At 66.3% G+C, this 24,791-nt stretch carries 25 protein-coding genes, 1 tRNA gene and 1 pseudogene; 8 read left to right on the forward strand and 19 right to left on the reverse strand.

Annotation, left to right across the window (positions count from 1 at the left end):
* Positions 1-5 precede the first annotated feature (5 nt).
* The 12 genes from lspA to HLH25_RS01515 form a co-directional block, all read right to left on the reverse strand.
* Complete coding sequence (gene lspA / locus HLH25_RS01460) at positions 6-542, reverse strand: signal peptidase II (RefSeq protein WP_182972352.1); 537 nt, start codon at positions 540-542, stop codon at positions 6-8.
* On the reverse strand, positions 539-3,430 hold the full coding sequence (ileS, locus tag HLH25_RS01465) for an isoleucine--tRNA ligase (protein WP_182972353.1): 2,892 nt from the start codon (positions 3,428-3,430) through the stop codon (positions 539-541). The genes lspA and ileS overlap by 4 nt, the downstream gene beginning before the upstream one ends.
* A 119-nt stretch (positions 3,431-3,549) precedes the next feature.
* A complete protein-coding gene (locus HLH25_RS01470; RefSeq protein ID WP_182972354.1) occupies positions 3,550-4,497 on the reverse strand; it encodes a bifunctional riboflavin kinase/FAD synthetase in 948 nt (315 codons plus the stop codon).
* The gene (gene mtnC, locus HLH25_RS01475) at positions 4,494-5,219 is read right to left on the reverse strand and encodes an acireductone synthase (RefSeq protein WP_182972355.1); all 726 of its coding nucleotides are present in this window, start codon (positions 5,217-5,219) and stop codon (positions 4,494-4,496) included. The genes HLH25_RS01470 and mtnC overlap by 4 nt, the downstream gene beginning before the upstream one ends.
* Before the next feature lie 7 nt (positions 5,220-5,226).
* Complete coding sequence (locus HLH25_RS01480; protein WP_182972356.1) at positions 5,227-5,766, reverse strand: 1,2-dihydroxy-3-keto-5-methylthiopentene dioxygenase; 540 nt, start codon at positions 5,764-5,766, stop codon at positions 5,227-5,229.
* A complete protein-coding gene (locus HLH25_RS01485; protein ID WP_182972357.1) occupies positions 5,763-6,389 on the reverse strand; it encodes a methylthioribulose 1-phosphate dehydratase in 627 nt (208 codons plus the stop codon). The genes HLH25_RS01480 and HLH25_RS01485 overlap by 4 nt, the downstream gene beginning before the upstream one ends.
* Before the next feature lie 40 nt (positions 6,390-6,429).
* Positions 6,430-6,696: a twin-arginine translocase TatA/TatE family subunit gene (locus tag HLH25_RS01490; RefSeq protein WP_182972358.1), complete on the reverse strand. Its 267-nt coding sequence runs from the start codon at positions 6,694-6,696 to the stop codon at positions 6,430-6,432.
* A gap of 143 nt (positions 6,697-6,839) precedes the next feature.
* The gene (locus tag HLH25_RS01495) at positions 6,840-7,310 is read right to left on the reverse strand and encodes a CHAP domain-containing protein (RefSeq protein WP_182972431.1); all 471 of its coding nucleotides are present in this window, start codon (positions 7,308-7,310) and stop codon (positions 6,840-6,842) included.
* A 29-nt stretch (positions 7,311-7,339) separates the two neighbouring features.
* Complete coding sequence (locus HLH25_RS01500) at positions 7,340-8,011, reverse strand: regulatory protein RecX (RefSeq protein ID WP_182972359.1); 672 nt, start codon at positions 8,009-8,011, stop codon at positions 7,340-7,342.
* Positions 8,012-8,125: 114 nt separating this feature from the next.
* Positions 8,126-8,806 carry a tetratricopeptide repeat protein gene (locus tag HLH25_RS01505; protein ID WP_246400832.1) on the reverse strand — a complete coding sequence of 227 codons (681 nt, stop codon included), beginning with the start codon at positions 8,804-8,806 and terminating at the stop codon, positions 8,126-8,128.
* A gap of 33 nt (positions 8,807-8,839) precedes the next feature.
* A complete protein-coding gene (gene ykgO, locus HLH25_RS01510; protein WP_012223099.1) occupies positions 8,840-8,965 on the reverse strand; it encodes a type B 50S ribosomal protein L36 in 126 nt (41 codons plus the stop codon).
* Between the two features lie 108 nt (positions 8,966-9,073).
* A complete protein-coding gene (locus HLH25_RS01515; protein WP_182972360.1) occupies positions 9,074-10,006 on the reverse strand; it encodes a hydrogen peroxide-inducible genes activator in 933 nt (310 codons plus the stop codon).
* Positions 10,007-10,138: 132 nt separating this feature from the next.
* Here HLH25_RS01515 and HLH25_RS01520 point away from each other — a divergent pair, with 132 nt between their 5' ends.
* From HLH25_RS01520 to HLH25_RS01530, 3 genes are all read left to right on the forward strand, one after another.
* Positions 10,139-10,681: a peroxiredoxin gene (locus HLH25_RS01520; protein WP_182972361.1), complete on the forward strand. Its 543-nt coding sequence runs from the start codon at positions 10,139-10,141 to the stop codon at positions 10,679-10,681.
* A gap of 226 nt (positions 10,682-10,907) precedes the next feature.
* The gene (locus HLH25_RS01525) at positions 10,908-11,450 is read left to right on the forward strand and encodes a carboxymuconolactone decarboxylase family protein (RefSeq protein WP_182972362.1); all 543 of its coding nucleotides are present in this window, start codon (positions 10,908-10,910) and stop codon (positions 11,448-11,450) included.
* A 142-nt stretch (positions 11,451-11,592) separates the two neighbouring features.
* A tRNA-Asp gene (locus tag HLH25_RS01530) sits at positions 11,593-11,669 on the forward strand.
* Between the two features lie 69 nt (positions 11,670-11,738).
* Here HLH25_RS01530 and HLH25_RS01535 read toward each other — a convergent pair.
* From HLH25_RS01535 to HLH25_RS01565, 7 genes and pseudogenes are all read right to left on the reverse strand, one after another.
* Positions 11,739-12,848: a PQQ-dependent sugar dehydrogenase gene (locus tag HLH25_RS01535; protein WP_182972363.1), complete on the reverse strand. Its 1,110-nt coding sequence runs from the start codon at positions 12,846-12,848 to the stop codon at positions 11,739-11,741.
* A 19-nt stretch (positions 12,849-12,867) separates the two neighbouring features.
* Positions 12,868-13,347 (reverse strand): low molecular weight protein-tyrosine-phosphatase, encoded by a 480-nt coding sequence (locus HLH25_RS01540; protein WP_182972364.1) that lies wholly within the window; start codon positions 13,345-13,347, stop codon positions 12,868-12,870.
* Between the two features lie 93 nt (positions 13,348-13,440).
* Positions 13,441-14,298 carry a carboxylating nicotinate-nucleotide diphosphorylase gene (nadC, locus tag HLH25_RS01545; RefSeq protein WP_182972365.1) on the reverse strand — a complete coding sequence of 286 codons (858 nt, stop codon included), beginning with the start codon at positions 14,296-14,298 and terminating at the stop codon, positions 13,441-13,443.
* Positions 14,295-15,836: an L-aspartate oxidase gene (locus HLH25_RS01550; protein ID WP_182972366.1), complete on the reverse strand. Its 1,542-nt coding sequence runs from the start codon at positions 15,834-15,836 to the stop codon at positions 14,295-14,297. Before HLH25_RS01550 ends, nadC begins: the two co-directional genes overlap by 4 nt.
* The gene (nadA, locus tag HLH25_RS01555) at positions 15,833-16,816 is read right to left on the reverse strand and encodes a quinolinate synthase NadA (RefSeq protein WP_182972367.1); all 984 of its coding nucleotides are present in this window, start codon (positions 16,814-16,816) and stop codon (positions 15,833-15,835) included. Before nadA ends, HLH25_RS01550 begins: the two co-directional genes overlap by 4 nt.
* Positions 16,817-17,073: 257 nt before the next feature.
* Positions 17,074-17,961, reverse strand: a complete 888-nt coding sequence (locus tag HLH25_RS01560) for an NUDIX hydrolase (protein ID WP_182972368.1) — start codon at positions 17,959-17,961, stop codon at positions 17,074-17,076.
* A 369-nt stretch (positions 17,962-18,330) separates the two neighbouring features.
* A pseudogene (locus tag HLH25_RS01565) lies at positions 18,331-19,227 on the reverse strand (IS701 family transposase); the annotation flags it as partial.
* A 115-nt stretch (positions 19,228-19,342) separates the two neighbouring features.
* Here HLH25_RS01565 and HLH25_RS01570 point away from each other — a divergent pair.
* The 5 genes from HLH25_RS01570 (at position 19,343) to HLH25_RS01590 (ending at position 24,734) form a co-directional block, all read left to right on the forward strand.
* A complete protein-coding gene (locus HLH25_RS01570; RefSeq protein ID WP_182972369.1) occupies positions 19,343-19,639 on the forward strand; it encodes a hypothetical protein in 297 nt (98 codons plus the stop codon).
* 71 nt (positions 19,640-19,710) lie between these two features.
* Positions 19,711-20,373, forward strand: a complete 663-nt coding sequence (locus HLH25_RS01575; protein WP_182972370.1) for a helix-turn-helix domain-containing protein — start codon at positions 19,711-19,713, stop codon at positions 20,371-20,373.
* A gap of 108 nt (positions 20,374-20,481) precedes the next feature.
* On the forward strand, positions 20,482-20,958 hold the full coding sequence (locus tag HLH25_RS01580; RefSeq protein ID WP_220791621.1) for a GAF domain-containing protein: 477 nt from the start codon (positions 20,482-20,484) through the stop codon (positions 20,956-20,958).
* A 24-nt stretch (positions 20,959-20,982) separates the two neighbouring features.
* Complete coding sequence (locus HLH25_RS01585; protein WP_182972371.1) at positions 20,983-23,070, forward strand: hydantoinase/oxoprolinase family protein; 2,088 nt, start codon at positions 20,983-20,985, stop codon at positions 23,068-23,070.
* Positions 23,067-24,734, forward strand: coding sequence for a hydantoinase B/oxoprolinase family protein (locus tag HLH25_RS01590; protein WP_182972372.1), 1,668 nt, complete (start codon positions 23,067-23,069; stop codon positions 24,732-24,734). The genes HLH25_RS01585 and HLH25_RS01590 overlap by 4 nt, the downstream gene beginning before the upstream one ends.
* Positions 24,735-24,791: the final 57 nt, after the last annotated feature.

Below are 24,791 nucleotides of genomic sequence, written 5' to 3' on the forward strand. Positions count from 1 at the left end.
GCTTTCTACCGCTCCTGCCCGGTTCCGGCAAGGCCACGCCGCTCGGTCAGGCTGTCGAACAATAAAATGGCAACGCCGCAATCGATCGCGGCATCCGCCAGATTGAACACATAGAAACTGTATCCATACGCATGCAGGTGCACGAAATCGACCACCGCGCCGTAATGCAGCCGGTCGATCACATTGCCGATCGCCCCGCCCATGACCGCGCCAAGCCCCGCGGCCACCCACGGGCGGCTGGTCCGCGCCAGCCAGATCGTCAGCACCAGCACCACCGCCAGCGCCACGACCGTAAAGACGACCCGCCCCATCCCCGCCATGCCACCCAGCATGCCGAACGTGATGGCATGGTTCCACACCATGGTCAGGCTGAAGAACGGCAGCACGGGAACCGAAACCCGGTTCGGCAGGTCCAACCCGTACAGAATCCAGTACTTGCTCCCCTGATCCAGCAGCAGCACAAGCAGGAACAGCGCCGCGCCGATAACCCGGCAGCGCAGGGCCGGCCGAAAAGCGCCGCCCCCCAGCACGGCCTCACTCATGCCCCGGCCCGCGCATCGACGACCGCGACGCAGCGCAGGCACAATTCAGGATGGGCAGCCTGGCTCCCCACCTCGTCCAGCACCTTCCAGCAGCGGGCACATTTATGCCCCGACGCCGCGGAGATGACCGGCGCGCCATGGGCACCCACAGCCCCACCGTCGCGCTCATCGCCCTCACCGGCCAGGAAGATCGACGCCGCCCCCGGCTCCACCGTGATCGACGCCTGCGACACGATCGCCAGTTCGCACCAATCGATATCGGCGAAGCGTCCGGCCTCTTCCTCCGACAGTTTCAGTTCCAGCGCCGCCTGAAGCGACGACCCCACGATGCCGCCGCGCCGGGCCGCCTCGATTTCGGTCGTCACCACCCGGCGCACACCACGCAGCGTCATCCAGCGATCGGCCAGATCCGGGCGGATCCATTCCTCGGGCAGCGCGGGGAAGGATTGCAGATGCACACTCTCGGCCTCGCCGAAACGCGCGGTCCACGCCTCCTCGGCGGTAAAGACCAGCACCGGCGCCAGCCACGCGCACAGGCAGCGATGCAGTTGGTCCAGCACCGTACGGGCGGCCCGACGGCGCAGATTGTCCGCACCGTCGCAATAGATCGCATCCTTGCGCACGTCGAAATAGAACGCCGACAGGTCGGTGGCGCAGAACCCATGCACAGCGGCATAGACGCCGACCCATTCGTGCGTCTTCACCGCCCGGTCGATCTGCGCGCCCAGTTCGGTCAGCCGATGCAGCACCCACTGTTCCAGTTCGGGCATCTGCTCGTAGGGCACACGCTCGGCGTCGGTGAACCCGTCCAGCGCGCCCAGCAGCCACCGCAGCGTGTTGCGCAGCCGGCGATAGAGTTCGCCCTGCTGTTTCAGGATCTCGCTGCCGATGCGCAGGTCTTCGTTGGTGTCTGAATTCATCACCCACAGGCGCAGGATATCCGCGCCCAGCGAGTCGTTCACGTCCTGCGGGGCCACCACATTGCCCAGCGACTTCGACATCTTGCGGCCCTGCTCGTCCAGCACGAAGCCGTTGGTCACCAGCGCGCGATAGGGCGCGATCCCGCGCGTGCCCACACTTTCCAGCAACGAGGACTGGAACCAGCCGCGATGCTGGTCGGACCCTTCCAGATACAGATCGGCCGGGAACGGCATGCCGTCACGCCCCAGCACGAAGGCATGGGTCGATCCGCTCTCGAACCACACATCGACGATGTCGAACACCTGCTCGTACTCGTCGGGGTTGCGGTCGTTGCCCAGGAACCGGCTGGCGGGCGCGCTGTACCACACATCCGCGCCCTCGGTGCGGAAGGCGTCCACGATGCGCTGCATCACCACCGGGTCGCGCAACACCTCGCCGCTCCGCTTCTCGACGAACACCGCGATCGGCACCCCCCACGCCCGCTGGCGGCTGATGCACCAGTCCGGGCGCCCGGCAACCATCGAAGTCAGGCGGTTGCGCGCCTGGGCGGGCACGAACGTCACGTCTTCCAGCGCACGCAGGGCACGGGCGCGCAACTGGCCCTCGCCATCCATGCGGATGAACCATTGCGGCGTGGCGCGATAGATCACCGGCGCGCGCGACCGCCAGGAATGCGGATAGGAATGCACCAGCGTCGCACGCGCAACCAGCCCGGCCGGCGCCTCGCCGGCATCGTTGGCCTTCTGCATCGCCTCCGTCAGCGCCACACAGACCGGCTCGGCCGCCTTGAAGACATGCCCGCCCGCGAACAGCGGCACCCAGTCGGCATAGCGCCCGTCATCCAGCACCAGTTCCGGCACCTCGATCCCGTTCGCCACCGTCAGCGCGAAATCGTCCTCGCCATGGGCCGGCGCCATATGGACCAGCCCGGTGCCCGCATCGGTGGTCACGAAATCGCCGCCCAGCAGCGGCACGTCGAAATCGTAGCCCTGCCCGCGCAGCGGATGGGCACAGATCGCCCCCGTCAGCGCCTCGCCCGGCATGGTGTAGAGCACGTAATGCTCGGTGATCCCGGCGGCGGCGCAGAACGGCGCGATCAGCGCCTCGGCCACCAGCAGGCGGGCGCCCGGCTCCAGCAACGCATTGTCGGTCACCCCGTCGACGCGCAGCACCGCGTAGGTGATCTCCGGCCCGAAGGCGATGGCGCGGTTGCCGGGGATGGTCCAGGGCGTGGTCGTCCAGATCACGGCCGAAACATCTTGGAGCACCCCGGTCGGCGTCGGGTCGTGGATGAACGGAAACGCGACATGGATCGTGGTCGATTCATGGTCGCGATATTCGATTTCGGCCTCGGCGAGCGCCGTCTTCTCCACCGGGCTCCACATCACCGGGCGCAGCCCGCGATAGAGCAGCCCGTTCAGCAGAAAGCGGCCGATTTCCTCGGCGATCGTGGCTTCGGAGGAAAAATCCATCGTGGCATAGCGCTCGTCCCACTCGGCCTGCACACCCAGGCGGCGGAACTCGGCGGCCTGGATCTCGACCCATTTCGCGGCATAGGCCCGGCATTCGGCGCGGAACTGAAGGACCGGCACCGAATCCTTGTCGCGCCCGGACTTGCGATATTCCTCTTCGATCTTCCATTCGATCGGCAGGCCGTGGCAATCCCAGCCGGGGCGGTAATGCACCGCGAAACCGGCCATCCGATGGGCGCGATTGACCACATCCTTCAGGATCTTGTTCAGCGCGTGGCCGATATGCAGGTTACCGTTCGCATAAGGCGGCCCGTCATGCAGCATGAAGGACGGCCGCCCCTCCGCCTGCGCGCGCAACTGCCCGTCCAGCCCGCTGGCCGCCCAGTGCGCCAGAATCTCCGGCTCCCGCGTCGGCAGGCTGCCCCGCATGGGGAAGCTGGTTTTCGGCAGGAATACCGTATCCCGATAGAGATCCTGTGACTTCGACTCGGTCATGACCCTGAATTTCTGGCTACTGGCGACAATGAACAACGATGCGACGGAAAGATTATTCCCCTCGCGGACCCAACCTTATGCGGAGCCGCACGCCAGATGGTCAAGCTTGGCAGGCCGTATCACAGGCCCGTCCGCGTCAGCCGATCCAGATATGTCCGGGCGGTCGCCGCGTCCTCGGCGATCTGCGCCTTCAGCGCATCGAGCCCGTCAAAGCGCCGTTCGTCGCGCAACAGCGTATGCAGCGCGACAGACAGCGTCTGGCCGTACAGATCCCCCTCGAAATCCAGCAGATGGACTTCCAGCCGGCTTTCCTGCCCGTCATCGATGGTCGGGCGCCGGCCGATATTGGCCACCCCCGGCCAGGCCTGCCCATCGGGCAGCCGCACCGTCACGGCATACACACCCCGCGCGGGCTCCAGATGCCGGCCCAGCGGCACATTGGCTGTCGGAAAGCCCAGCAGGCGGCCGCGCTTGTCGCCATGCTGCACCACGCCCCGGATCGCCCAGGGCCGTCCCAGTTCCTCGGCCGCGCGCTCGGGATACCCGTCCTGCAACAGCCTGCGGATGCGCGTCGAGGAATAAGGCCCCCCCGCGTCGGCCAGCGCCGGCACAATGGTCATCCCGATCCCCAGTTCCTCGGCCCGCTCGGCCAGGAACGCGACATTACCGCCCCGACGATGGCCGAAGGCAAAATCGGTGCCGCAGGCCAGGTGCCGCAGGCCGAGTCCCTCATGCAGCACGTCCGTCACGAACTGCTCGGCGGTCATGGCGCTGAAGGCGGCATCGAAGGGAATCTGGAAAACGTGCCTCACACCCAGCGCCGAAAGGGCGGCCAGCCGCTCCTCGGCCAGGGTCAGGCGGAAAGGCGGGTCCTGCGGGCGGAACACTTCCCGCGGATGAGGCTCGAACGTCACCACCGCCAGCCCCAGATCGGGCCGCGCGGTATGCAGCGTGTGCAGCAGATGGGCATGGCCCAGATGCACCCCGTCGAAATTGCCCAGCGCCGCCGCCATGCCCCGCGCCGCGTCGGGGATATGCCGCCAGCCGGTATGCAGATGCGCCCTCATGGCGTGCCAGGCAAAGCAAACAGGCGCGCCACCTCATCCAGCGTGGCGGCCACCGGATGCCCCTCGCCGGGGCGGGTGCCATCCTCCGGCCGGGCAAGCTGGCAGGTCCGCAGCCCCGCCGCCGCCGCGGCATCCAGTTCGGCCACGATATCGGAGAGAAACAACGTGCGCCCCGCCTCCCATCCGGCCTCGGCCAGAATGGCGCGATAACTGTCCGCCTCGCGCTTGCCGCCGATCCGCAGGTCATAGAACCCGTCGAAGAGGCCGCGCACGTCGCCCTCGGTCGTATGGCCATAGATCAGGCGCTGCGCCGCCTCCGAGCCCGAAGAATAGACCGCCAGCCGCAGCCCGCCTTCATGCCAGCGCCGCAAGGCCGGCAGCACGTCGGGATACAGCGCCGCCTGCAAGGCACCGGTGCGGTAGCCTTCCGCCCATGCCAGCCCCTGCAACGCCTTCAGCGGCCCGATCTTCTCGTCCCGGTCCATCCAGTCATTCAACTGCGCCAGCGGCGCCACGCCGGGCGCCAGCCGGGCGATGTCGGCCACGGCGTCCCGCACGGCCGGCTCGTCGCCGCGCGTCGCCAGCAATTCGGGCAACGCCTTGCGGGCATAGGGGAAGAGAACCTGATGCACGAAGGCGACCGGAATCGTCGTGCCTTCGATATCCAGCAGAACGGAGTCGATCCCCCCGTCCGCGTGCGTCGCCGCTTCGGCCACCGTCATCCGCTCCTCAGGCTGCTGGAAAGCGCCGGGCGATATCGTCGCCCGTATATTGGGCGATCCAGCCGGTCTTGTCGGTAAAGACCCGCAACGCCACCACATCGGGCTCCATCCCGGCATCGAACCAGTGCGGAATGCCCGCCGGCACCGAAATCAGGTCGCCCGCCACGCAATGCACGTCATAGACGCTGCCGCCGACATGCAGCACGAAATTGCCCCAGCCATGGACGAAGAAGCGGACCTCATCCTCGCTATGGATATGTTCCGAGAGGAATTTCGCGCGCAGTTCGGCCAGGTTCGGGGTCTGGGTGGTAATCCGCACCACATCGGCCGATCCCGCCCCGGTCTCCCCCATCAGTTCGTCCAGATAGGGGCGATAGGCGTCCAGCACGGCTTCGGGCGAGGCATCGGGCGGCGGCACCACCGGACTGTCCCAGCGTTCGAACCGCACACCGATCCCCCGCAGGGCCTGGGCAATCTCCGGCGCGCTGTCGGTCCGCGACACGACGCGGCCCGGATCGTCATCGCGATAGACGGTCAGGCGGCTCATCGGCGCAGCTTCCTCTTTTCCAGTTCGCAAGCCAGCAGAAACTCCAGCCCCTCCAGCCGGGCCAGAGCCACGTCCATGGTGGCGCCCCACACATAAACGCCATGGCCGCGAATGATGTATCCCGCCGGCATCCGCCCCAGCTCGGGCGCCACGACGGTGCACAGCCGTGCAATGTCCTGGTCATTGTCGAACACCGGCACACGCACGCTGGCGTCATGGGTGGTCTGCCCCTCGAACACCTTCTGGACCTCATAGTCCGCCAGGGTCAGGGCACCATCGGTCGTCGCCATCGACAGCACGGTCGAAGCGACGGAATGACCATGCAGCACCGCCCCGATGGCCGGGTCATGCGCGTAAAGCTGGCAATGCAGCAGGGTCTCGGCACTAGGCCGGTCGCCCGGATGCACGGCCTTGCCATCCATCCCGACCTCGATCACGCCCTCCTGCGTCAGGCAACCCTTGTGCCCGCCCGACCGCGTGATCGCAATCCGCCCGTCCGGCAGGCGGCGGCTGATATTGCCCGCCGTGGCCGGCACCCAGCCAAACCGGTCCATCCGCCGGCCGGCGGCGATGACATCCTGCACCGCGCCGGACCACAGATCCGTCGTCGTCATCTGGTCCATATCGGAAAATGATCCTGAATCGTTCGCCCTGGCCGCAGCCTCAGGGGGTCGAGGAACCAGAGGGGCGACCGGATGCCGAGAAGCTGGCATCGCGCTGCGCTCCGGCCGCCGGCCCCGGCGGCGCGATATGCCCGCCCGGCCCCGGATTGCTGTTTTCCATGTTCTCGTCGTCGGCCATGTTCTTCTTGAACGATTTCACGCCGCGCGCGACATCGCCCATCAGCGTGCTGATCTTGCCGCCGCCGCCAAACAGAACCAGCACGACGGCCAGAACGATCAGCCAGTGCCAGATGCTCAAGCTACCCATAACACACACCCTCGTTTCCGCGCCGTGGCGCCGTCGGCTTCCGGACCGACCCCGATCCGCCCGGACAATCCCGACATCACATGAATCCCGATAAGACATGGAACCGGGAAGCCCGCCATGCAAGCGCCCCGTCCCGCACCCGCTCAAGCGTCCGGCGACGGACGATCCGGCAGGTCGCGCGAGATGAACCCATATGTGGGATAGACGCTTTTACCCATGCTGTGAACCGGCTGCCACCAGACCCGCACCGCAGACCAGTCATTGGCCCGCGAGACATCGACCACCGGAATGCCCCGATCGATGCGCCCCGGCACCCAGTTCGCCTGATCGACCAGGATCGCGCGCGACCCACGCACCTGCCGCACGACCGACACATGCCCGTCCGGCAGCCGGCGGGTAGAGCGGAACACCAGCACCTCGCCCGGCGCAGGCACCTGCGTATGCGCATACGCCCCTTCCGACTGCCGCCACCAGCCGGCGGCGGCACCGCTCAACCGCAACCCGGTCACCGAACGCGCATAGGGCGCGCACTGCACCGGCCCGTTCCAGCCACGACCGCTGCCACCGCTGCTGCCACCTCCACAGGCCGCCAGCGGCAACAGGCCGCACAGCATCAGCCAACGCACGCGCCTGGCGCGGCCCGTCACGCCGATTTCATCCGGATAATCCGGTCCTCGGCTTCCTCGGGGTCCATATCCAGCGCCGCCTCGGCCGTCGCGCGACCAAACCCGGCCCGCGCCATGGCATCCAGCACCTTGCGGCGGCGCACCGTCGCCTCGTCGCCCGAAACCACGTCCTCGCCCCCCTCCCGCGCGGGGGCAAACGGCCCGGCACGGCGCCGACGCGCAAAGATCAGCGCCGCCGCCAGTTCCACGTCCTGTCCATCCTGCCCGCGCGCGCCCAGCGCGTCATCCAGCACGGCCCCAACCGTTTCCGCCTCGACCCCGCGCGCGGCCAGATGCGCCTGCACCGCCCGGCGCGACCGGCCGGAGCGTGTCAGCGACCGGGCACGCGACCCGGCAAAGGCCGCATCATCCACCGCACCCAGTTCCACCATGTCGGCCACCACCTGCGCGATCACCGCACCAAGCGGCGCCGTCCGGCTTTCCACCTCTTCCGACAGTTCGCCGCCCTCGACGGCCCGCCGCGCCCAGCGCTGCACGCGGCGCTCCAGCACCTGCGTCAACCCGGCGCGGGTCGTACCGAAACGGGCCAGATGCGCCAGCGCGGTCGCCCGCAACAGCGCACGATCCGGCACCGGTCCGACCGCCCGGCGCCCACCCGTCGTCGTTCCACGTACGGCCTGATCACTCATGCACCCAGTATGCCATAAAATGTCAGGAATCGCGACAGTTACGTCATACAATGCGGGCATCTCACACCCACGCCCCAGACATATAATCCGAGACTACATCCGCGGCACCGCCCATCAGGTCGGGCGACCAAATGCCTTCAGATGCAATTGCTCGCCCTTGGCGCGGCCGCCCTCCACCATCGGGTCCAGCGCCATCACCCGCTGCCAGGCCCGCTCGGCCGCCTGCCAGTCGCCGCGCTGTTCCTCGATCGCCGACAGCAACCGCCACGCCACCGCGTCCTGCCCATCATGCTGGAGCGCAACACCCAGGTCGGCAATTGCTCCGGTCAGGTCGCGCGCCGCCAGCCGTGCCTGCGCCCGGTCGCGCCACAGGATCGCGATATCCGGCTGCAACACCAGCGCATCGTCCAGATCCTCGACCGCACTCAACGCCTTGCCCTCGGCCAGATGCGCCACGGCACCGCGTTGCAACAGGCGTGTGGTGGGAGAAAGCGCATGTCGCCGCGCCCGCTCCAGCCGGACTTCCAGATCCACCGCCGCCGCCCGGGAGGACGCTCGCGCCAGTTGCGCCGTCAGAACAGACAGGTCCGGAGTCGCAGACGGGCCGGGATGCCCCTCATCCCCCGCCCCAGCGGAAGCAGCCGGCGCCGGAGCAGCATGCCCGGCTGGCGCATCCGCCCACGCGGGCATGACGCAGCCCAGCCACAGCCATGCCGTCGCCAACGCGCGTACGCGCGAGAACCCACGCCAACCGCCCGGAATCCGGAGGCAGGCGCGGGTTTTCGCGTCACCCAAAAAGAACGGAACGGCCAAGGCCGCCCGCAACATTCAGCCCTGACGGGCCTTCATGCGGGGGTTCTTCTTGTTGATGACATAGACCTTGCCATGACGACGGACCACACGGCAGTCCTTGTCACGAACCTTGGCCGACTTCAGGCTGTTTCTGATCTTCATGACCCGACCCTCACTGGCGGCGGTAAACCGCGAAGACGGGCCGAATACCGGTCGAGCGCCCCCGAGTCAACCATCCACCCCCGTTTTCGGCCCTTTCAGGCGGTATTTTCACCCCTCGACCGAGGCACCGAGCCCCGGTGGCCGAACATGCGGGGCCAGCAGGCGGAAATCCCCCGCGCGCGGCGAGCGCGCACGCCAGCCCAGCCCAATGGTGCGCCACGCCTGGCACCCCGTCACCGGCCGCACCACCACCGGATGGTCGCGCAGAATGCCCGACTCCACCGCCAGTTGCGGCAACAGCGCAATCCCCAGCCCATCCGCCACCATCTCGACCAGCGTATAGAGCGAGGTCACGACGAATTCCTCCTCGCCCTCGGTGCTGGTCCATCCGCGGTCCTGCCGGCACAGCGCCAGGGTCTGATCGCGCAGGCAATGGCCGTCTTCCAGAAGGACCATCCGCTCGCCGGCAATACGCTCCACCGGAATCGCCTCCAGCGCCGTCAGCGGATGATTGGCCGGCAGCACCAGCATGAATTCATCCCGCCACAAGGGCAGCATTTCGGCCCCCTCGCATGGGCAGGGCATGGCCAGCAGCACCAGGTCCAGCCGGCCCAGGGCCAGCTTGTCCAGCACATTGCCGGTCAGGTCCTCGTTCACTGACAGACGAATCTGCGGAAAATGCCGGCGCAGCCGCGCCACCAGCCCCGGCAGCACGAAAGGCCCGATGGTCGGAATCACCCCCAGCCGCAGCAGCCCGGTCATCGGCGCGCGCGAGGCATCGGCCACGTCCTGCACGGCCTGTAGCGCCTCCAGCGCGAATCGCGCCCGCGCCGCCACCTCGTCGCCGATGGGGGTAAAGACCACACGCTTGCCCACATTGCGATCCAGAAGCTGAATATCCAACTGCCGTTCCAGCGCCAGGATACCGGCCGAAAGCGTGGATTGCGTCACCGCGCAAGCCTGCGCCGCACGGCCGAAATGGCGCATCTCCGCCAACGTGATCAGATAGCGCAGTTGCTGGGCCGAAGGCAGGGGCGTCATCGACTCACTCGATCATCCGGATATAAATTATTCATTGGCATGATATCGCCTTCGGAGCCATAGATACAACCCATGCCGTGACCGCCTTCTGTGGCCACGGTCACGACCACCTAATGCAAGGGAGCAGAACCGATGCTGACAGTCGGCGATAAATTTCCGGAATTCGATCTGGCAGCCGTCCCCGGCGGCCCGGAAGGGCTGAAGGGCGATTTCGTCCAGATTTCGGACAAGAGCGATGCGGGCAAGTGGAAGCTGGTCTTCTTCTGGCCGAAGGATTTCACGTTCGTCTGCCCGACCGAAATCGTGGCGTTCGGCAAGCTGGCCGGCGAATTCAAGGACCGTGACACCGTGGTCTACGGCGTCTCGATCGACAGCGAGTTCGTGCATCTGAACTGGCGCCTGCATCACGAAGACCTCAAGGGCCTTCAGATCCCGATGCTGGCCGACATCAAGCGCGAGCTGTCGACCGCCCTGGGCGTCCTGTCGCCGACGGCCGGCGTCGCCAACCGCGCGACCTTCCTGGTCGACCCGGAAGGCATCATCCGCCACGTCAGCGTCAACGACCTCTCGGTCGGCCGCAACCCGCAGGAAGTCCTGCGTATCCTGGACGCGCTGCAGAGCGACGAGCTGTGCCCGTGCAACTGGAAGCAGGGCGAAGCCTTCCTGAAGCCCTGATCGCCTCCCGATCAGGACGGTCCGGCCACCAGGCCGGACCACGCCGCCTGTCCGGGGCCGGACAGGCGGACGCGGGCTCCGCCCGCCACGGGTGCCGGATCACCACACGGTGACGCCCGATAAACGACGACGGAAAACGCCCGTCTTCCTTTATTCATTCGCCGGAGCCTCCCCGCGACCGTCCGCATGGCCGGCCGGACGCCTCCGCCCAGCAGGTCACGCCGCCATGTCGATCGAATCGCTCAAGGAACGCCTTCCCGATTACGCGAAGGATCTGAAGCTCAATCTCAGCTCCCTGGCCAACGACATCACCCTGACGCCGCAGCAACTGGCCGGAACCTTCGTGGCCTCCGCCCTCGCCGCGCGCAACGAGGACGTCACGCGCGCCATCGTGGCAGAATACAAATCGGTCCTCTCGCCCGAAGCCCTCGAAGCCGCCAAGGCCGCCGCCGCGATCATGGGCATGAACAACATCTATTACCGCTTCGTGCATATGGTCGAAGGCGACTACGCCAAGATGCCCGCGCGCCTGCGGATGAACGTCATCGGCCGCCCCGGCATCGAAAAGCTGGATTTCGAACTGTGGTCGCTCGCCGTCTCGGCCATCAATGGCTGCGGCATGTGCGTCGAAAGCCACGAGCGGGTGGTGCGCGAGGGCGGCCTGTCCGCCGAACAGGTCCAGACGGCCGTCCGGGTCGCCGCCACGGTCCACGGAGTCGCCGTCACGCTCGATGGCGCCAAGGCCCTGGGCGAAGCCGGCGCGAACTGAATTTCCCCCGCCCGGCGCCCCACCGCGCCGGGCAGGTTTTTCGCCGACCGTCATTTTTTTCCGTGTAGCCTGTTGCCAGAATCGCCGGGCTTTGTTAATTCGCCCTCCACACACGGACGTGGGGCACAAACCCCAAGCCGATGCGGGTGTAGCTCAGTTGGTTAGAGCGCCGGCCTGTCACGCCGGAGGTCGCGGGTTCGAGCCCCGTCACTCGCGCCACCCTTTCCCAAATCATTATCGCTTTGGCCTGCGCCGCGGGTTTCCCGACGCCGGCAGGTAAACCGCACCCTATGGTGCGCGATAGGTCACGCGATAGATCGCACCGGCCAGGTCGTCGCTCACCAGCACGCTGCCATCCGCCAGCGGCTGCACATCCGCCGGGCGCCCCCAAGGCGTTTCATCGGCCTGAAACCCGTCCAGCAGCGGCGTGTAAGACGCCACCCCGCCCTCGGGGCCGAAACGCACCGCCATGACCCGATAGCCCGCCAGCCGGCTGCGGTTCCACGATCCATGTTCCGCGATCAGCACCGCTCCCCGATAGGATTGGGGAAACATGCCGCCACGATAGAACCGCATCCCCAGCGCCGCGACATGCGCGCCCAGCTTCAGCACCGGCGGGGTGAAATCGCGGCAATCCTGCCCTCGCCCGAAAACCGGGTCCAGACTATCGCCCTGGTGGCACACCGGATACCCGAAGGACTCGCCAGGACGATCCAGCCGGTTCAGCTCGTCACTGGGCATATCATCCCCCAGCAGGTCGCGCCCGTTATCGGTAAACCACAGCGTCCCGGTGCCCGGCTGCCAGTCGAACCCCACACTATTGCGCAGTCCCCAGGCAATATCCTCGCGATCGGACCCATCCGGATTCATCCGCATCAGCTTGCCGAAACGATGGCCGACATCGCAGATATTGCATGGCGCCCCGATCGGCACATACAGCTTGCCGTCCGGCCCGAAGGCGATGAATTTCCAGCCATGGTCGCCCATCCGCCACGGCAGGTCCGTCACCGCGACCTCGGGCTTCGGCGGGTCGTCCAGATGGTCCTCGATCCCGCGCAGCACCACGATGTCGCGCACGTCGGAAATATACAGGTCACCATGGCGGAACGCGACGCCCACCGGCATGGTCAACCCGCGCGCCACGATCCGAACCCGCGCCGCCCGTTCAGGCCCACCCGTCACCGCATAGACCACGCCGCCGGTCATCGAGCCGACGAACAGCGTGCCCCGCGCCCCCACCGCCATTTCCCGCGCCGAAGGAACCTGGTCGGTATAGACCGAGACATGAAACCCCGCCGGCAGGCGCAGCCGCTCGATCGGCGGCGCGGCCCGCCCGACGGTCGGCGTCACCAGTACCAGCATGGCTCCCAGACAGGCGATCAGCCCCACTCGCGTCATCGCGCGCCTCCCTCGCCGGTCAGTCCCGCGTTGCGCGGGCCAGTTTCAGCGCCAGGGCTTCGGCTCCCTGCCGCACATCGTCCCACGTCACGTCGAATGCCCGCGCCTCCCCGTAATACGGGTCGGCCACACCCTGCCCCTCACGCCCCGGCACATGATCCAGCAGCAGCGAAAGCTCCGCCGTCGCATCCATCGGCCTGCGACCGCGCAGGATCTTCAGATGCCCCGGATCGAGGGCCACGATATGGGTAAAAATCCGGTAATCGCCCGGACCGACGATCCGCGCGCGATAATCGCCGATATCGAGCCCATGCCGTCGCGCCACCGCCTGCGCCCGCCGATCGGGCGCAGCACCTCGATGCCAGTCGCCGGTTCCGGCCGAATCGACCAGCACCTCCAGCCCATAACGACCGGCCGCGACCCGAAACGCGGCCTCCGCCAGCGGCGAACGGCAGATATTGCCCGTGCAGACAAACAAAACGGCGGGACGCAGGGACATCGCGCGGCTTCCATCATAGGCGGGCGTACCAGAGCGCCCTGCCGGTCATGATGAACAGGGATCTGCCGGCCTGTCGAGCCACCAGCCCGATTTTCAGGCGGCCGCCTCATAATCCAGGCCGATATCCAGCGCCCGCACCGTATGGGTCAGCCACCCGATCGAGAGGATATCCACCCCCGTCGCGGCGATCTCAGGCGCGCTATCGGGCGTAATCCCGCCCGAGGCCTCGGTCACGGCCCGCCCGTTCACCATCGCCACCGCCTCGCGCAACTGGTCGGGCGTCATGTTGTCCAGCAGGAACGCATCCGCTCCCCCCGCGCGCAGCGCCTGGGCCAACTGGTCGAGCGTATCCACTTCCAGTTCGATACTGACCAGATGCCCCGCCCGCGCCCGCGCCGCCGCCAGCGCATGCGCCACATCGCCGCCCGCCAGGGCAATGTGATTGTCCTTGATCAGGATCGCATCATCCAGGCGGAAACGATGATTCGCCCCCCCACCAGCCCGCACGGCATATTTCTGGATCGCGCGCATCCCCGGCAGCGTCTTGCGCGTGCAGCACACGCGCGCCTTCGTGCCCGCGACGGCCCGCACGATCCCGGCGGTGGCGGTGGCAATCCCGCACAGATGCGACAGAAAATTCAGCGCCACCCGCTCGCCGCCCAGAATGGCCGGCGCCGGCCCGGTCACGCGCGCGATCCGCTCGCCTGGCGCCACCACGCTGCCATCCGGCCGCTCGATCTCGAAACGCACCGTTGGGTCCATCAGCGTAAAGGCCAGGCGGGCCATCGCCAGCCCCGCCACCACGCCGGGCTGGCGCGCCACCAGCGCCGTACGCAGCATCTGGCCGGGCAGGGCCAGCGCATCGGTGGTCAGGTCACCACCGCAGCCGAGATCTTCCAGCAATCCCGCACGCACCAGCGGTTCCAGCATCAGGTCGGGCAAAGGGGTCATGGCACGGTCAATCCATCGGCAGGAGTGGAAACAGGCGCGCCGGACGACAGCGCATCCAGCATGCTCAACGTCCGCGCCAGCGTCAGGCGCGAATGCACGGCAGTCGCGGCGGTCAGCGGATAATCGGTGCGATAATGGCCACCCCGGCTTTCCCACCGCTCCAGTGCCGCCAGACACACCATCGCGCCCACCAGCGCACGATCGTCGGTGGCCACATGGGGCGCCAGCGCCCGCGCGGCACGCGCCAGCCCGGCCTCATCGCGCAGAATGCCGGCGGCACGGCCAAGGCAGGCATGCATGTCGGCCAGCCCTACCCCGTCCCCTTCATCCGGCACCGGGTCACCGACCGGACCGGGCGCGGGCAACGACGCGGCCTCGAGATCCCGCGCCACGAACCCCGCGCAGACAAAGGCTTCCAGCAGCGAATTGCTGGCCAGCCGATTGGCGCCATGCAACCCGGTCGATGCCGCCTCGCCGCATGCCCACAGGCCGGGCACCGTGCTGCGCCCGTTCAGATCGGTCTCGATCCCGCCCATATGGTAATGTACCGCCGGCCGCACCGGCAGAGGCTGACGGTCGGGGTCCAGTCCCCGCGCCGCGCAGGCCCGCGCGATACCCGGAAAATGCCGCGCAAACGCCCCATGCGTCGCCGCCCGCGCATCCAGCAGCACCTGATGTCCGCCCGTCAGATGCGCCTGGATCGCCCGCGCCACCACGTCGCGCGGTGCAAGCTCGTCGGTAAAGCGCGCGCCGGTCTCGTCCACCAGAACCGCCCCGGCCCCCCGCACCGCCTCGCTGACCAGCGCCCGCGGCGCCCCCGCCGGCCCATCGGCCAGCGCCGTGGGATGAAACTGGACGAACTCCATATCCCGCAACACCGCGCCAGCCCGCGCGGCGCAGGCCAGTCCCAGCCCCTGCCCGCCCACCGGGCTGGTCGTCGCGGGAAACAGCGCGCCCAGCCCGCCGGTGGCAATGACACAGGCACCGGTCGGCAGGGCCAGCATCACCCCACCGCGCACGATCTCCACACCAGCCACCCGTCCGTCACGCACGATCAGCCGCCGCAGGCGCGCGCCCTCCATCACCGTAATGCGCGGCGTGGCCCGCACCCGCGCCACCAGCGCGCGCATGATCTCGGCCCCCGTCCCATCGCCCAGCGCATGGGCGATGCGGGCGCGGGAATGCGCGGCTTCCAGATGCAGGTCAGGCGTCCCGTCGGCACCCATATCGAACACCACGCCCAGCGACCGCAGCCCCGCCACCGCATCCGGCCCGGCCCCGACAATCGCCGCGACCGCGTCGGCCACACACAGCCCGGCCCCCGCCGCCAGCGTGTCCGCCTCATGCAGGGAAACCGAATCATTGGCCCCGATCGCCGCCGCGATCCCGCCCTGGGCCAGCGCGCTGGCGGCATCCTGCCCCAGCGGCATCGGCGACAGCAGCACGCAGGGCCGGTCCATCAGCAGCGCGGTCGCCAGACCGGCCAGCCCGCCCCCGGCAATGACCGGCTGCCCGGCCAGGGCGGCGAAACCGGTCACGCCGCCAGCATCCGTTCAACCGCACGCCGCCCGCCCGCCACCAGATGCTCGGGGATCGTCACCTCATGGCTCATGGTCTCCAGCGCGTGGCGGATGGCCCGCAGCGTAATACGCTTCATGTGCGGGCACAGATTGCACGGCCGGACGAACTCCACGTCAGGATGCGTGGCGGCCAGATTGTCGCTCATGGAACATTCGGTCACCAGCAGCACCTTGCGATGCGCGCCGCTGGAGACGAAATCCGACATCGCCGCCGTCGAGCCCGAAAAATCGGCCTCCGCCACCACGGCGGGCGGACATTCCGGATGCGCCAGCACCGCCACGTCGGGATTGTCGGCGCGCCAAGCGCGGATTTCCTGCGGCGTGAAACGCTCATGCACCTCGCAATGACCGCGCCAGGTGATGATCTCCACGCCGGTCTCGCGCTGCACGTTCTGCGCCAGGAACTCGTCGGGGATCATGATCACGCGCGGCACGCCCAGGCTTTCCACGATCCGCCGCGCATTGGCCGAGGTGCAGCAGATATCGCTCTCCGCCTTCACCTCCGCCGTGCTGTTCACATAGGTCACGACCGGCACGCCCGGATGGGCGCGGCGCAGGGCGCGCACGTCCTCGGCCGTGATCGAATCGGCCAGCGAGCACCCGGCCTCCAGCGACGGCATCAGCACCGTGCGGTCGGGGTTCATCAGCTTGGCGGTCTCGGCCATGAAATGCACGCCGGCCATCACGATCACCTCGGCATCCAGCCCCTGCGCATCGCGCGCCAGCGCCAGACTGTCGCCCCGAATGTCGGCAATGCAGTGGAAGATTTCCGGCGTCTGGTAATTATGGGCCAGGATCACCGCATTGCGCCGACGCTTCAGCTCCAGGATCGCCGCGATATCGTCAGCGAACAGATCCCACTCCAGACGCGGGACGACACGGGCGACACGATCATAAAGCGCGTCAAGCTGAGACGGAGCGGCAAGGGTTTCGGACATCACGGTCTCCTTCGACCTTTATACTCATGTTGAGCATAATAGGGCTAAATGGCGTCGCATTCGTGCTGTTCAACCCGCCGGCGGCCCACGTCAAGCCACGGCGGCACGCGGCCAGCCTCGCATCACGAAAAAAACGGCCCAGTTCCAGTTCATTGGTTAATGAAAACATATCCGTGAACATCGCCCACACAACCTGTCCGGAAATGCTCGGATGAGCAAGATCGGCCCGCCGCCGGCGCGTCATTGCGGACACGCTTTCACACGGCACGCGCCAGCGGCAGCTTGGACCCCGCGATCCGCCGCGCGCCGATCACCTCGCGCCGGAAGCGGAACAGCCGCGCCGGCCGGCCCCGCGTATCCGGCGCCACCTCGCCCGTTTCCTCGATCAGCCCCTGCTGGGCCACCAGCCGGCGAAAATTCTGCTTGTGCATCGGCTGGCCGGCCACGGCTTCCACCGTGCGTTGCAGATGCAGCAGCGTGAAACTGTCGGGCATCAGTTCGTAGATCACCGGCCGATAGCGGATCTTGGCCCGCAGGCGCGCCATCGCGGTGGCCAGCACCCGCCGCTCGTCCCGCGCCATGCCCATGCCGGGCAGCACCGCCTCTCCCGGCGGGGCGGATTCCGGCACCAGCCCGGCCTCCCACAGCAGTTCGTAGCGTTGCAGCACCAGTTCGTCGTCCCAGCCCAACCCTTCCAGCCCGAAGGTCAGGGCCACGCGCTGGCGCCGGGCCTCCTGCCTGGCGGCGGACGGGGCACGACCGGCCCATCCCTCCAGCAGCCCCGCAATGCGCACCACCAGGTCACGCCCTTCGGGCGCGGTCTGGTCCTCCCACGGGAAGTACTCGTACCAGCCGCGCCACCCACGCTCCCCCCGGCGGATGCGGGTCAGCGCCAGGTAGGAAATCATGACCCGCCGCTCGTCAGGCCCGCCATCCACCGGCGCGTCGGCAAAGGTATAAAGCTGTTCGACATGCCCCAGCGCATGGCCGGTCTGGTGTTCAACCCACAGCCGCAGACCGGTCTGAAGCGACCGATGGCCGGCCTCCAGCGGTCCGGACGGCAGCAGGCGGCCACCGTCCAGCGTCAGCACCATCGGCCGGTCATCGCTGACCGCGATCAGCACCGCGATCAGTTCCGGCGGCATGGTGCGTTTCCTTCAGAGGGCATAAGGCCGGGCCATATCATCCTCCCCCCTTCCGGAAAAGACTCCCTTGTCCTGATCGATAAGTTTATATGATTAAGTTGATGGCAGAGGTAATCGAATAGGGCGTGCGGCGTTTGCGATTGAACTGGCGATTGGAGCGTCAGAAACCGGAATCTCTGGCGAGACCGCGCAAGACGGCCTATCACTACAGTTGCGCTTTCTGTTTGCTATGAGAGAGGCAGGCTGCAACCTGATGAGCGCGTCGAAAGAACGACCATCGGAGGATATGCCCGATGGAGGCGCGGCTTCGGGTCCTCTTCATGGCAAGACGGCGGATTTCCTGGATTGACCAGCGGATGAGCTGTCGCGTTAGTCCAACTGGCTTTTTTTGAGCGCCATGGCGTTGGCCTTGGACCGCACAGCGGCCATCATGGCGTAAGCCAGCATGACCAGCGAGACGTGACGGTGCCAACCATGCCAGGATCGGGTCTCGTTGTGGTCGAGGCCGAATTCGTTCTTGGCGGTCTCGAAACCCTCTTCAATGCGCCAGCGCGTACCCTCGACGCGCACCAGGGTCTCGAGCGGTGTTCCCTGAGGGCACCAGGTCGTGAAATACGCCAGGTCGCCATCGGAGGGATTGCGCCGGACCAGCAGCCCACGGGTCCATGTCCCGGTTGAGGTCTCTGAATATTCGGAGGCTTCGAGATCGGCCATCGGGCAATACAGCCAGTCATACAGCCGCTCGCCCTTGGTGCCGTGTCCGGCGGAACAGCGGACCCAGGCGGCGTCCGGCAGGGTGTCGACAATCTCGCGCGCCTCGCCGGCCCAGCAGACATCCGGCCGCCAGGAATGGAAGTGATGATTGGCATTCACGCCCAGAACATAGCTCCGGCCGGCACGGCGCAAAGCCATTTCCAACTCCCCGACGCCATAGACGCTGTCGCCGGCCACCCACCGGAACGGCACATCGGCCGCAAGCGCCCGACCGATCATCACGGTGGCCAGAGACGGTTTGCTGGCAAACTGGACATCGTCCGGCACATGGGCCGCCGCCAAGCGCTCAGGCTTTTCCGTCCAGGCCTTCGGCAGATACAAAGCCCGGTCGAGAAATGCGTGCCCCATGGCGGAGACACAAGCCGTGAACACGCCAATCTGGCAATTCGTGATCTTGCCCGCGGACCCGTTATATTGCCGTCCTACCCCGCACGATGCAGTCCCCTTCTTGAGAAAACCGGTCTCGTCGACCACCAGCACCGCGTCGGTATCCCCCTTTACCCTGTATTCTCCGCTCGCATTCGCCATCGCAACATTGATCGTACTCTGGACAGGCTGACCAACCCTGCGCTGGCTGCTGCCCATGCCGCTCGGGCGCTCAACGATCATGCTGGCCTTGCGCTTCACACGCGATGGGCGCGTCACCCTGCATCGCGACCCGCGCCATGCCGGCTGGATCTTCGTCTATTTCACGAGCCTGTCTGTTCTCGCCACCGTCAGCCCGTTCGGTGGCCAACATCTTCTTTCCACCGCATCGACCGACCTGGCAACCATCCTGTTCGCCGTCGCGATCCATGAGTGGGCCGGCCGCTGCCACCTCCCCTCACCAGCACGCCAAGAGAGAGAAAGAAAACCATTGCCCGACTTTACCCCACCCTCACGGACGAAATTTCACCCCAGCTAAAATTCTGATTGACAGTTTGAAGGAATACTTCAATCGTATGACGGAACGAACTGGGTATGGTACGATTTGCGATGTCTCAACAGGGTTCACGCACCTCTCGACTAGCGCAGGCGGACGGCCTTGCCCCACTGGGGCAAAGGCTGCGTGCCGTCCGCCAGGAGCGTGGCCTGACCCTGAAAGATGTCGCCAGCGCAGCGGGTTTTTCCGTAGGCTTCATCTCGCAGGTGGAACGCGGCATCACCGTCCCGTCCCTGACATCCCTGCTCTCGATCGGCCAGGCTCTGGGCATCGACACCAACGATTTCTTTTCCAACTTCCGGCTGGAAAAGGATGCAGGCGAAGAACGTCACGAACGGTCGCTGGACCCATCGACCCATACAGCGGTTCGATACGAACGCCTGTCCGTTCCCTTCCAGGGAAATATCCTGCGCAGCGTGATCATCCATAAGCCGCCCGGCTTTCGCGACGCACCCGTCAGCCATGAGGGCGAGGAAATCTTCTTCGTGCTGGCCGGGGAAATCACCCTGGAAGTCGCCGGCCACCGCGCGATCCTTCGTACGGGCGATTCAGCGCATTTCCAGTCGACGCACAAGCATTCGGTCTGGAACCATACCATGCAACCCGCCTCCGTCCTGCACACCTGCACGATGGATGTGTTCGCCGAAGATGGGCATGTCACGCCCGTCACCGATGTCGTGGCAATAACCCGCTCCCGAAAACGGAGCGATGCATAGTCATGGCACGCAAGTAACATCGCGACACTTTCCCAAAAAGGGACAGTGCAAAGGCTACATCAATAAACACACCGGCCGGATCATCATCCGACCGGCGAGGGAAAGATCATGTCCGAACAACTGGACGATATCTTCATTCCAGCAATGCAGAACGGGTGCGAACAACCCGCGGGCATGTTTCATGCGCTGCACACGCTCGCGGACCAGACGGTGGGGGTCAAGCTGTTCACCATCACGGCCTATGATCTGGAAAAGGGCGTTTCCGAGCGCCGCTATACCAACATGCCCGATGCCTATCCCGTATCGGGCACCAAGCCGCTCAGCCCCGGAAAATGGTCCACCATCGTCCTTGAACGGCACGAGACGTTCGTGGCCAACACGATTTCGGAAATCGCCGAAGTCTTCAACGACCACGCCCTGATTCATTCGCTCGGCTGCGCCTCGGTCATCAATGTTCCCGTCATCGTCGGCGGGCGGAATATCGGCAGCATCAACTGCCTGCACGAGGCCGGACATTACACGCCCTCGCGCGTTCAGGCGGCGCAGTTTCTCAAGGTTCCAGGCGCAGTCTGCCTCTTGTCATAACAATCTCGGTCAGGAGATCGGATTATGTCACGAAAAACGATCCGCGTAACAACAGATGTCGGCGGAACATTCACAGATCTGGTCTGTTTCGAAACCGATCACGCCACAGGCGAGTCGCATGTCCTGACGGCCAAATCGGATACGACGCCCCCGAACTTCGAGCAGGGGGTTCTGAACGTCATCGAAAAGGCCGGGATAACGGCCAGCACGATCGATTTTCTCGCCCACGGCACAACGGTGGTCATCAACGCACTGACCGAGCGCAAGGGCGCGAAGGTCGGCCTGATCAGCACCGAGGGCTTTCGAGACATCCTGGAAATCGCCCGAGGAAACCGACCCGATTTCTTCAACCTCAATTACCGCAAGCCGCCGCCGTTCGTGCCCCGCCACCTGCGCGCGGAACTGCCGGGCCGACTGTCCTACAAAGGCGAGGAATCCACGCCCCTCGATATGGCCGCGCTGCCCTCCATCATCGACATGTTTCGTGCCGAAGGCGTGCAGGCCATCGCGGTCTGCTTCCTGCACTCGTACACCAATCCATCGCATGAACAGGCCGTAACAGCCGAAATCCGTCGTCTGTGGCCCGAGGTTTCCGTCGTCGCCTCCCACCAGATCACCCGCGAATGGCGGGAGTATGAACGGACGAACACGACCGTCCTGTCGGCCTATGTCCAACCGGTGGCCGAACGCTACCTGTCGCGCCTGCGCAGCGGCCTGAGCGATCGCGGCTTTGCCGGAAACCTTTTCATCATGCAGTCGAATTGCGGGGTCGATTCCGTCGACTCCACCGCGGCGACCCCGATCACGATGGTCGAATCCGGCCCCGCCTCCGGCTTCTGGGGCGCCGCCGAACTGGGGCGCATGATCGGCGAGCCGAACGTGCTGGCGCTCGATATCGGCGGCACCACGGCCAAATGCTCGCTGATCGAGAATGGCCAGGTCCGGATCATGACCGATTACTGGATCGAACGGGACCGGACCTCCGCCGGCTATCCGATCATGGTGCCGGTCGTCGACCTGGTGGAAATCGGCAACGGTGGCGGGTCCATCGCCTGGGTCGATGAATTCGCCAAACTCCATGTCGGTCCCAAATCCGCCGGGGCCAGTCCCGGTCCCGCCGCGTACGGACGCGGCGGCACCGACGCGACGACGACCGATGCGAATCTCTGGCTGGGCCGCATCAACCGCGATTATTTCTGCGGCGGGTCGGTGAAGGCCGACATGGAGGCGGCCGAACGCGCACTGGAGGCGCTCGGCGCGAAGATCGGCATCTCCACCACCGACGTGGCGCGCGGCATCATCCGCATTGCCAATAACAACATGACCAATGCGCTGAAGCTGATTTCGCTGAACCGGGGTTTCGACCCGCGCGACTTCACACTGGTCGCCTTCGGCGGCGGCGGCGCGATGCACGCGGTCGCACTGGGCATGGAACTCGGCGTACGCAAGGTCGTCATCCCCGCCAGCGCGTCCGTGTTCTCGGCCTGGGGCATGATGATGTCCGACCTCCGGCACGATTATTTCGTGACACGCCTGATGGACATGGCCGAGGGTGCCGAAAGCGCGATCGCCACCCTGTTCGCCGAAATCGAGGCTGCCGCCACCGAACGCTTCGTCCAGGAAAGCGTGCCGGCCGAGAGCATCCGCTTCATCCGCTACGTCAAACTGCGTTACCAGAACCAGGAACATACAACCGAGGTGCCGATCCCCGCCGGAGACCTCGCCGCCGGACATCTGGCGGACATCCTGGCGGCCTTCCACCAGACCTACGAACGCGAATACACCTACCGCCTGGATGCGCCCGTCGAGATGGTCGGCGTGCATCTGGTGGCCTCGGCCGCTGTCGGCAAGCTGAACATGAAGGAAAGGCCCAGCGGCCCGCCCGACGCCGACGGTGCCCTCAAGGGCCGCCGACAGGTGGATTACGCGCAGGACGGCCTGCACGAGGCGGCGATCTATAACGGCGACCGCCTTGCCCCCGGCATGCGTTTCCAGGGCCCCGCCATCGTCGAGGACAGCGGTACCACCATCGTAATCCATCCCGGCAACACGGTGTCCGTCGACGGATACGGCAATCTTCATATCCTTCTCGTTTCCGGAGAAGCCGCATGAGCGACAGCACGGGCCAGGCCGGCCACGACCCGATCACGCTGGAGATCATCCAGAACTCGCTCCAGGCCGTGGCGGACGAGATGTTCGCCACCATGCGCAAGACGGCGATGAGTTCGATCATCTATGAAGTTCTCGACATGGGAACGGGCATCCTGGATGCACGGGGCCGCATCGCCTCTTCGGGCGCGGGCATCCCCTCGTTCGTGGGCGTGCTGGACAAGGCCGTTCAGGTCCTGCTGGCCAAGTTCCCGCAGGAGACGATCCAGCCGGGCGACGTCTTCATCACCAACGACCCCTATTATGGCGGCGTGACCCACCTGAACGACCTGGTGGTCGCCATGCCGGTCTTCGCGGAAGGGCGCCTCATCGCCTGGACCGCGAACATCGCCCATAATTCCGATGTCGGTGGCATGGCACCCGGCTCCCTTTCGGTCCAGGCAACCGAAATCTTCCAGGAAGGTCTTCGCCTGCCCGCCATCCGCCTGATCGATGCCGGCGAGGCAAACGAGTCGGTCTTCGCGATCCTGCGCTGCAACTCGCGAATGCCCAATTTTCTGGAAGGCGACCTCTGGGCCGCCATCGCCGCCGTGCGGATCGGCGCCCGCCGCCTGACGGAACTGGCGACGAAATACGGCGTCGCGACGTTCGAAACAGCGATGGAAGGGTTCATGACCTTCGGCGAGAAGGTCACGCTCTCCACCCTCGCCTCCCTGCCCCACGGCACCTTCGCACTGGACGAGGAGCAGGATGACGGCCGCGTCTACAACGTGAAGGTCACCATCTCGCCCACCGAATTCGTCGTCGACCTGCGTAACAACCCCGATCAGGATGTCGGACCCACCAATACCAGCCGCGACGGCGCCATGATCTGCGCGCAGATGATGCTCAAGGCGCTGTGCGACCCTCAGTCCCCCGCCAATGACGGCACCTTCCGGCCGATCCGCCTGCTGACGCGCGAAGGCTCGGTCTTCCATGCGCGCGAACCCGCCGCGATCGGCTTTTATTTCGAAACCGAAGTGCGCGTCTTCGACCTCATCTGGCGCTGCCTGGCGCAACACATGCCCGAGCGTCTGGGGGCCGGGCATTTCGCCACGATCGGCGGTACGTTCATCGGCGGCATCCACCCCGATACGGGCCGGCAATACACCATCATCGAACCGCAGATCGGCGGCTGGGGCGGGCGCGAGGGCCATGACGGCAACAGCGCCCTGTTCTCGGGCTTCCACGGCGAAACCTACAATTGTCCCGCCGAGATTTCCGAGGCCCGCAACGGCCTGCATATCGGCCGGATGGCACTGCATACCGGGCCGGGCGGCGAGGGCCAGTGGTGCGGCGGGCGCGGCATCGTCATCGACTACGGCGTGCGCCAGGACAATTCCTTCCTGACGATCGGCTATACGCGCTCGCGCATCATGCCGTGGTCCCTCAAGGATGGGCATGAGGGAACGGGCAACTATGCGCTGATCCTGCGCCGCGACGGCACGCAGGAACGCCATGCCTTCGTCTCCGGCCTGCGCGTGGACAAAGGCGACGTGATCCGCATCGTCACCGGCACCGGTGGCGGCTATGGCAACCCAGCCCTGCGCGACCCCGCCCTGGTGGCACGGGACGTGAAGAACGGCCTGATCACCGCCGAACACGCGCAACGCATCTACACGACCTGACCACCGCCGGCACGCCGGCACCAGAAACCAACGATCTCCTTTTTCCTGCCAGTGTGA

It is taken from the genome of Gluconacetobacter dulcium (genome assembly GCF_014174165.1).
Classification (GTDB): domain Bacteria; phylum Pseudomonadota; class Alphaproteobacteria; order Acetobacterales; family Acetobacteraceae; genus Gluconacetobacter; species Gluconacetobacter dulcium.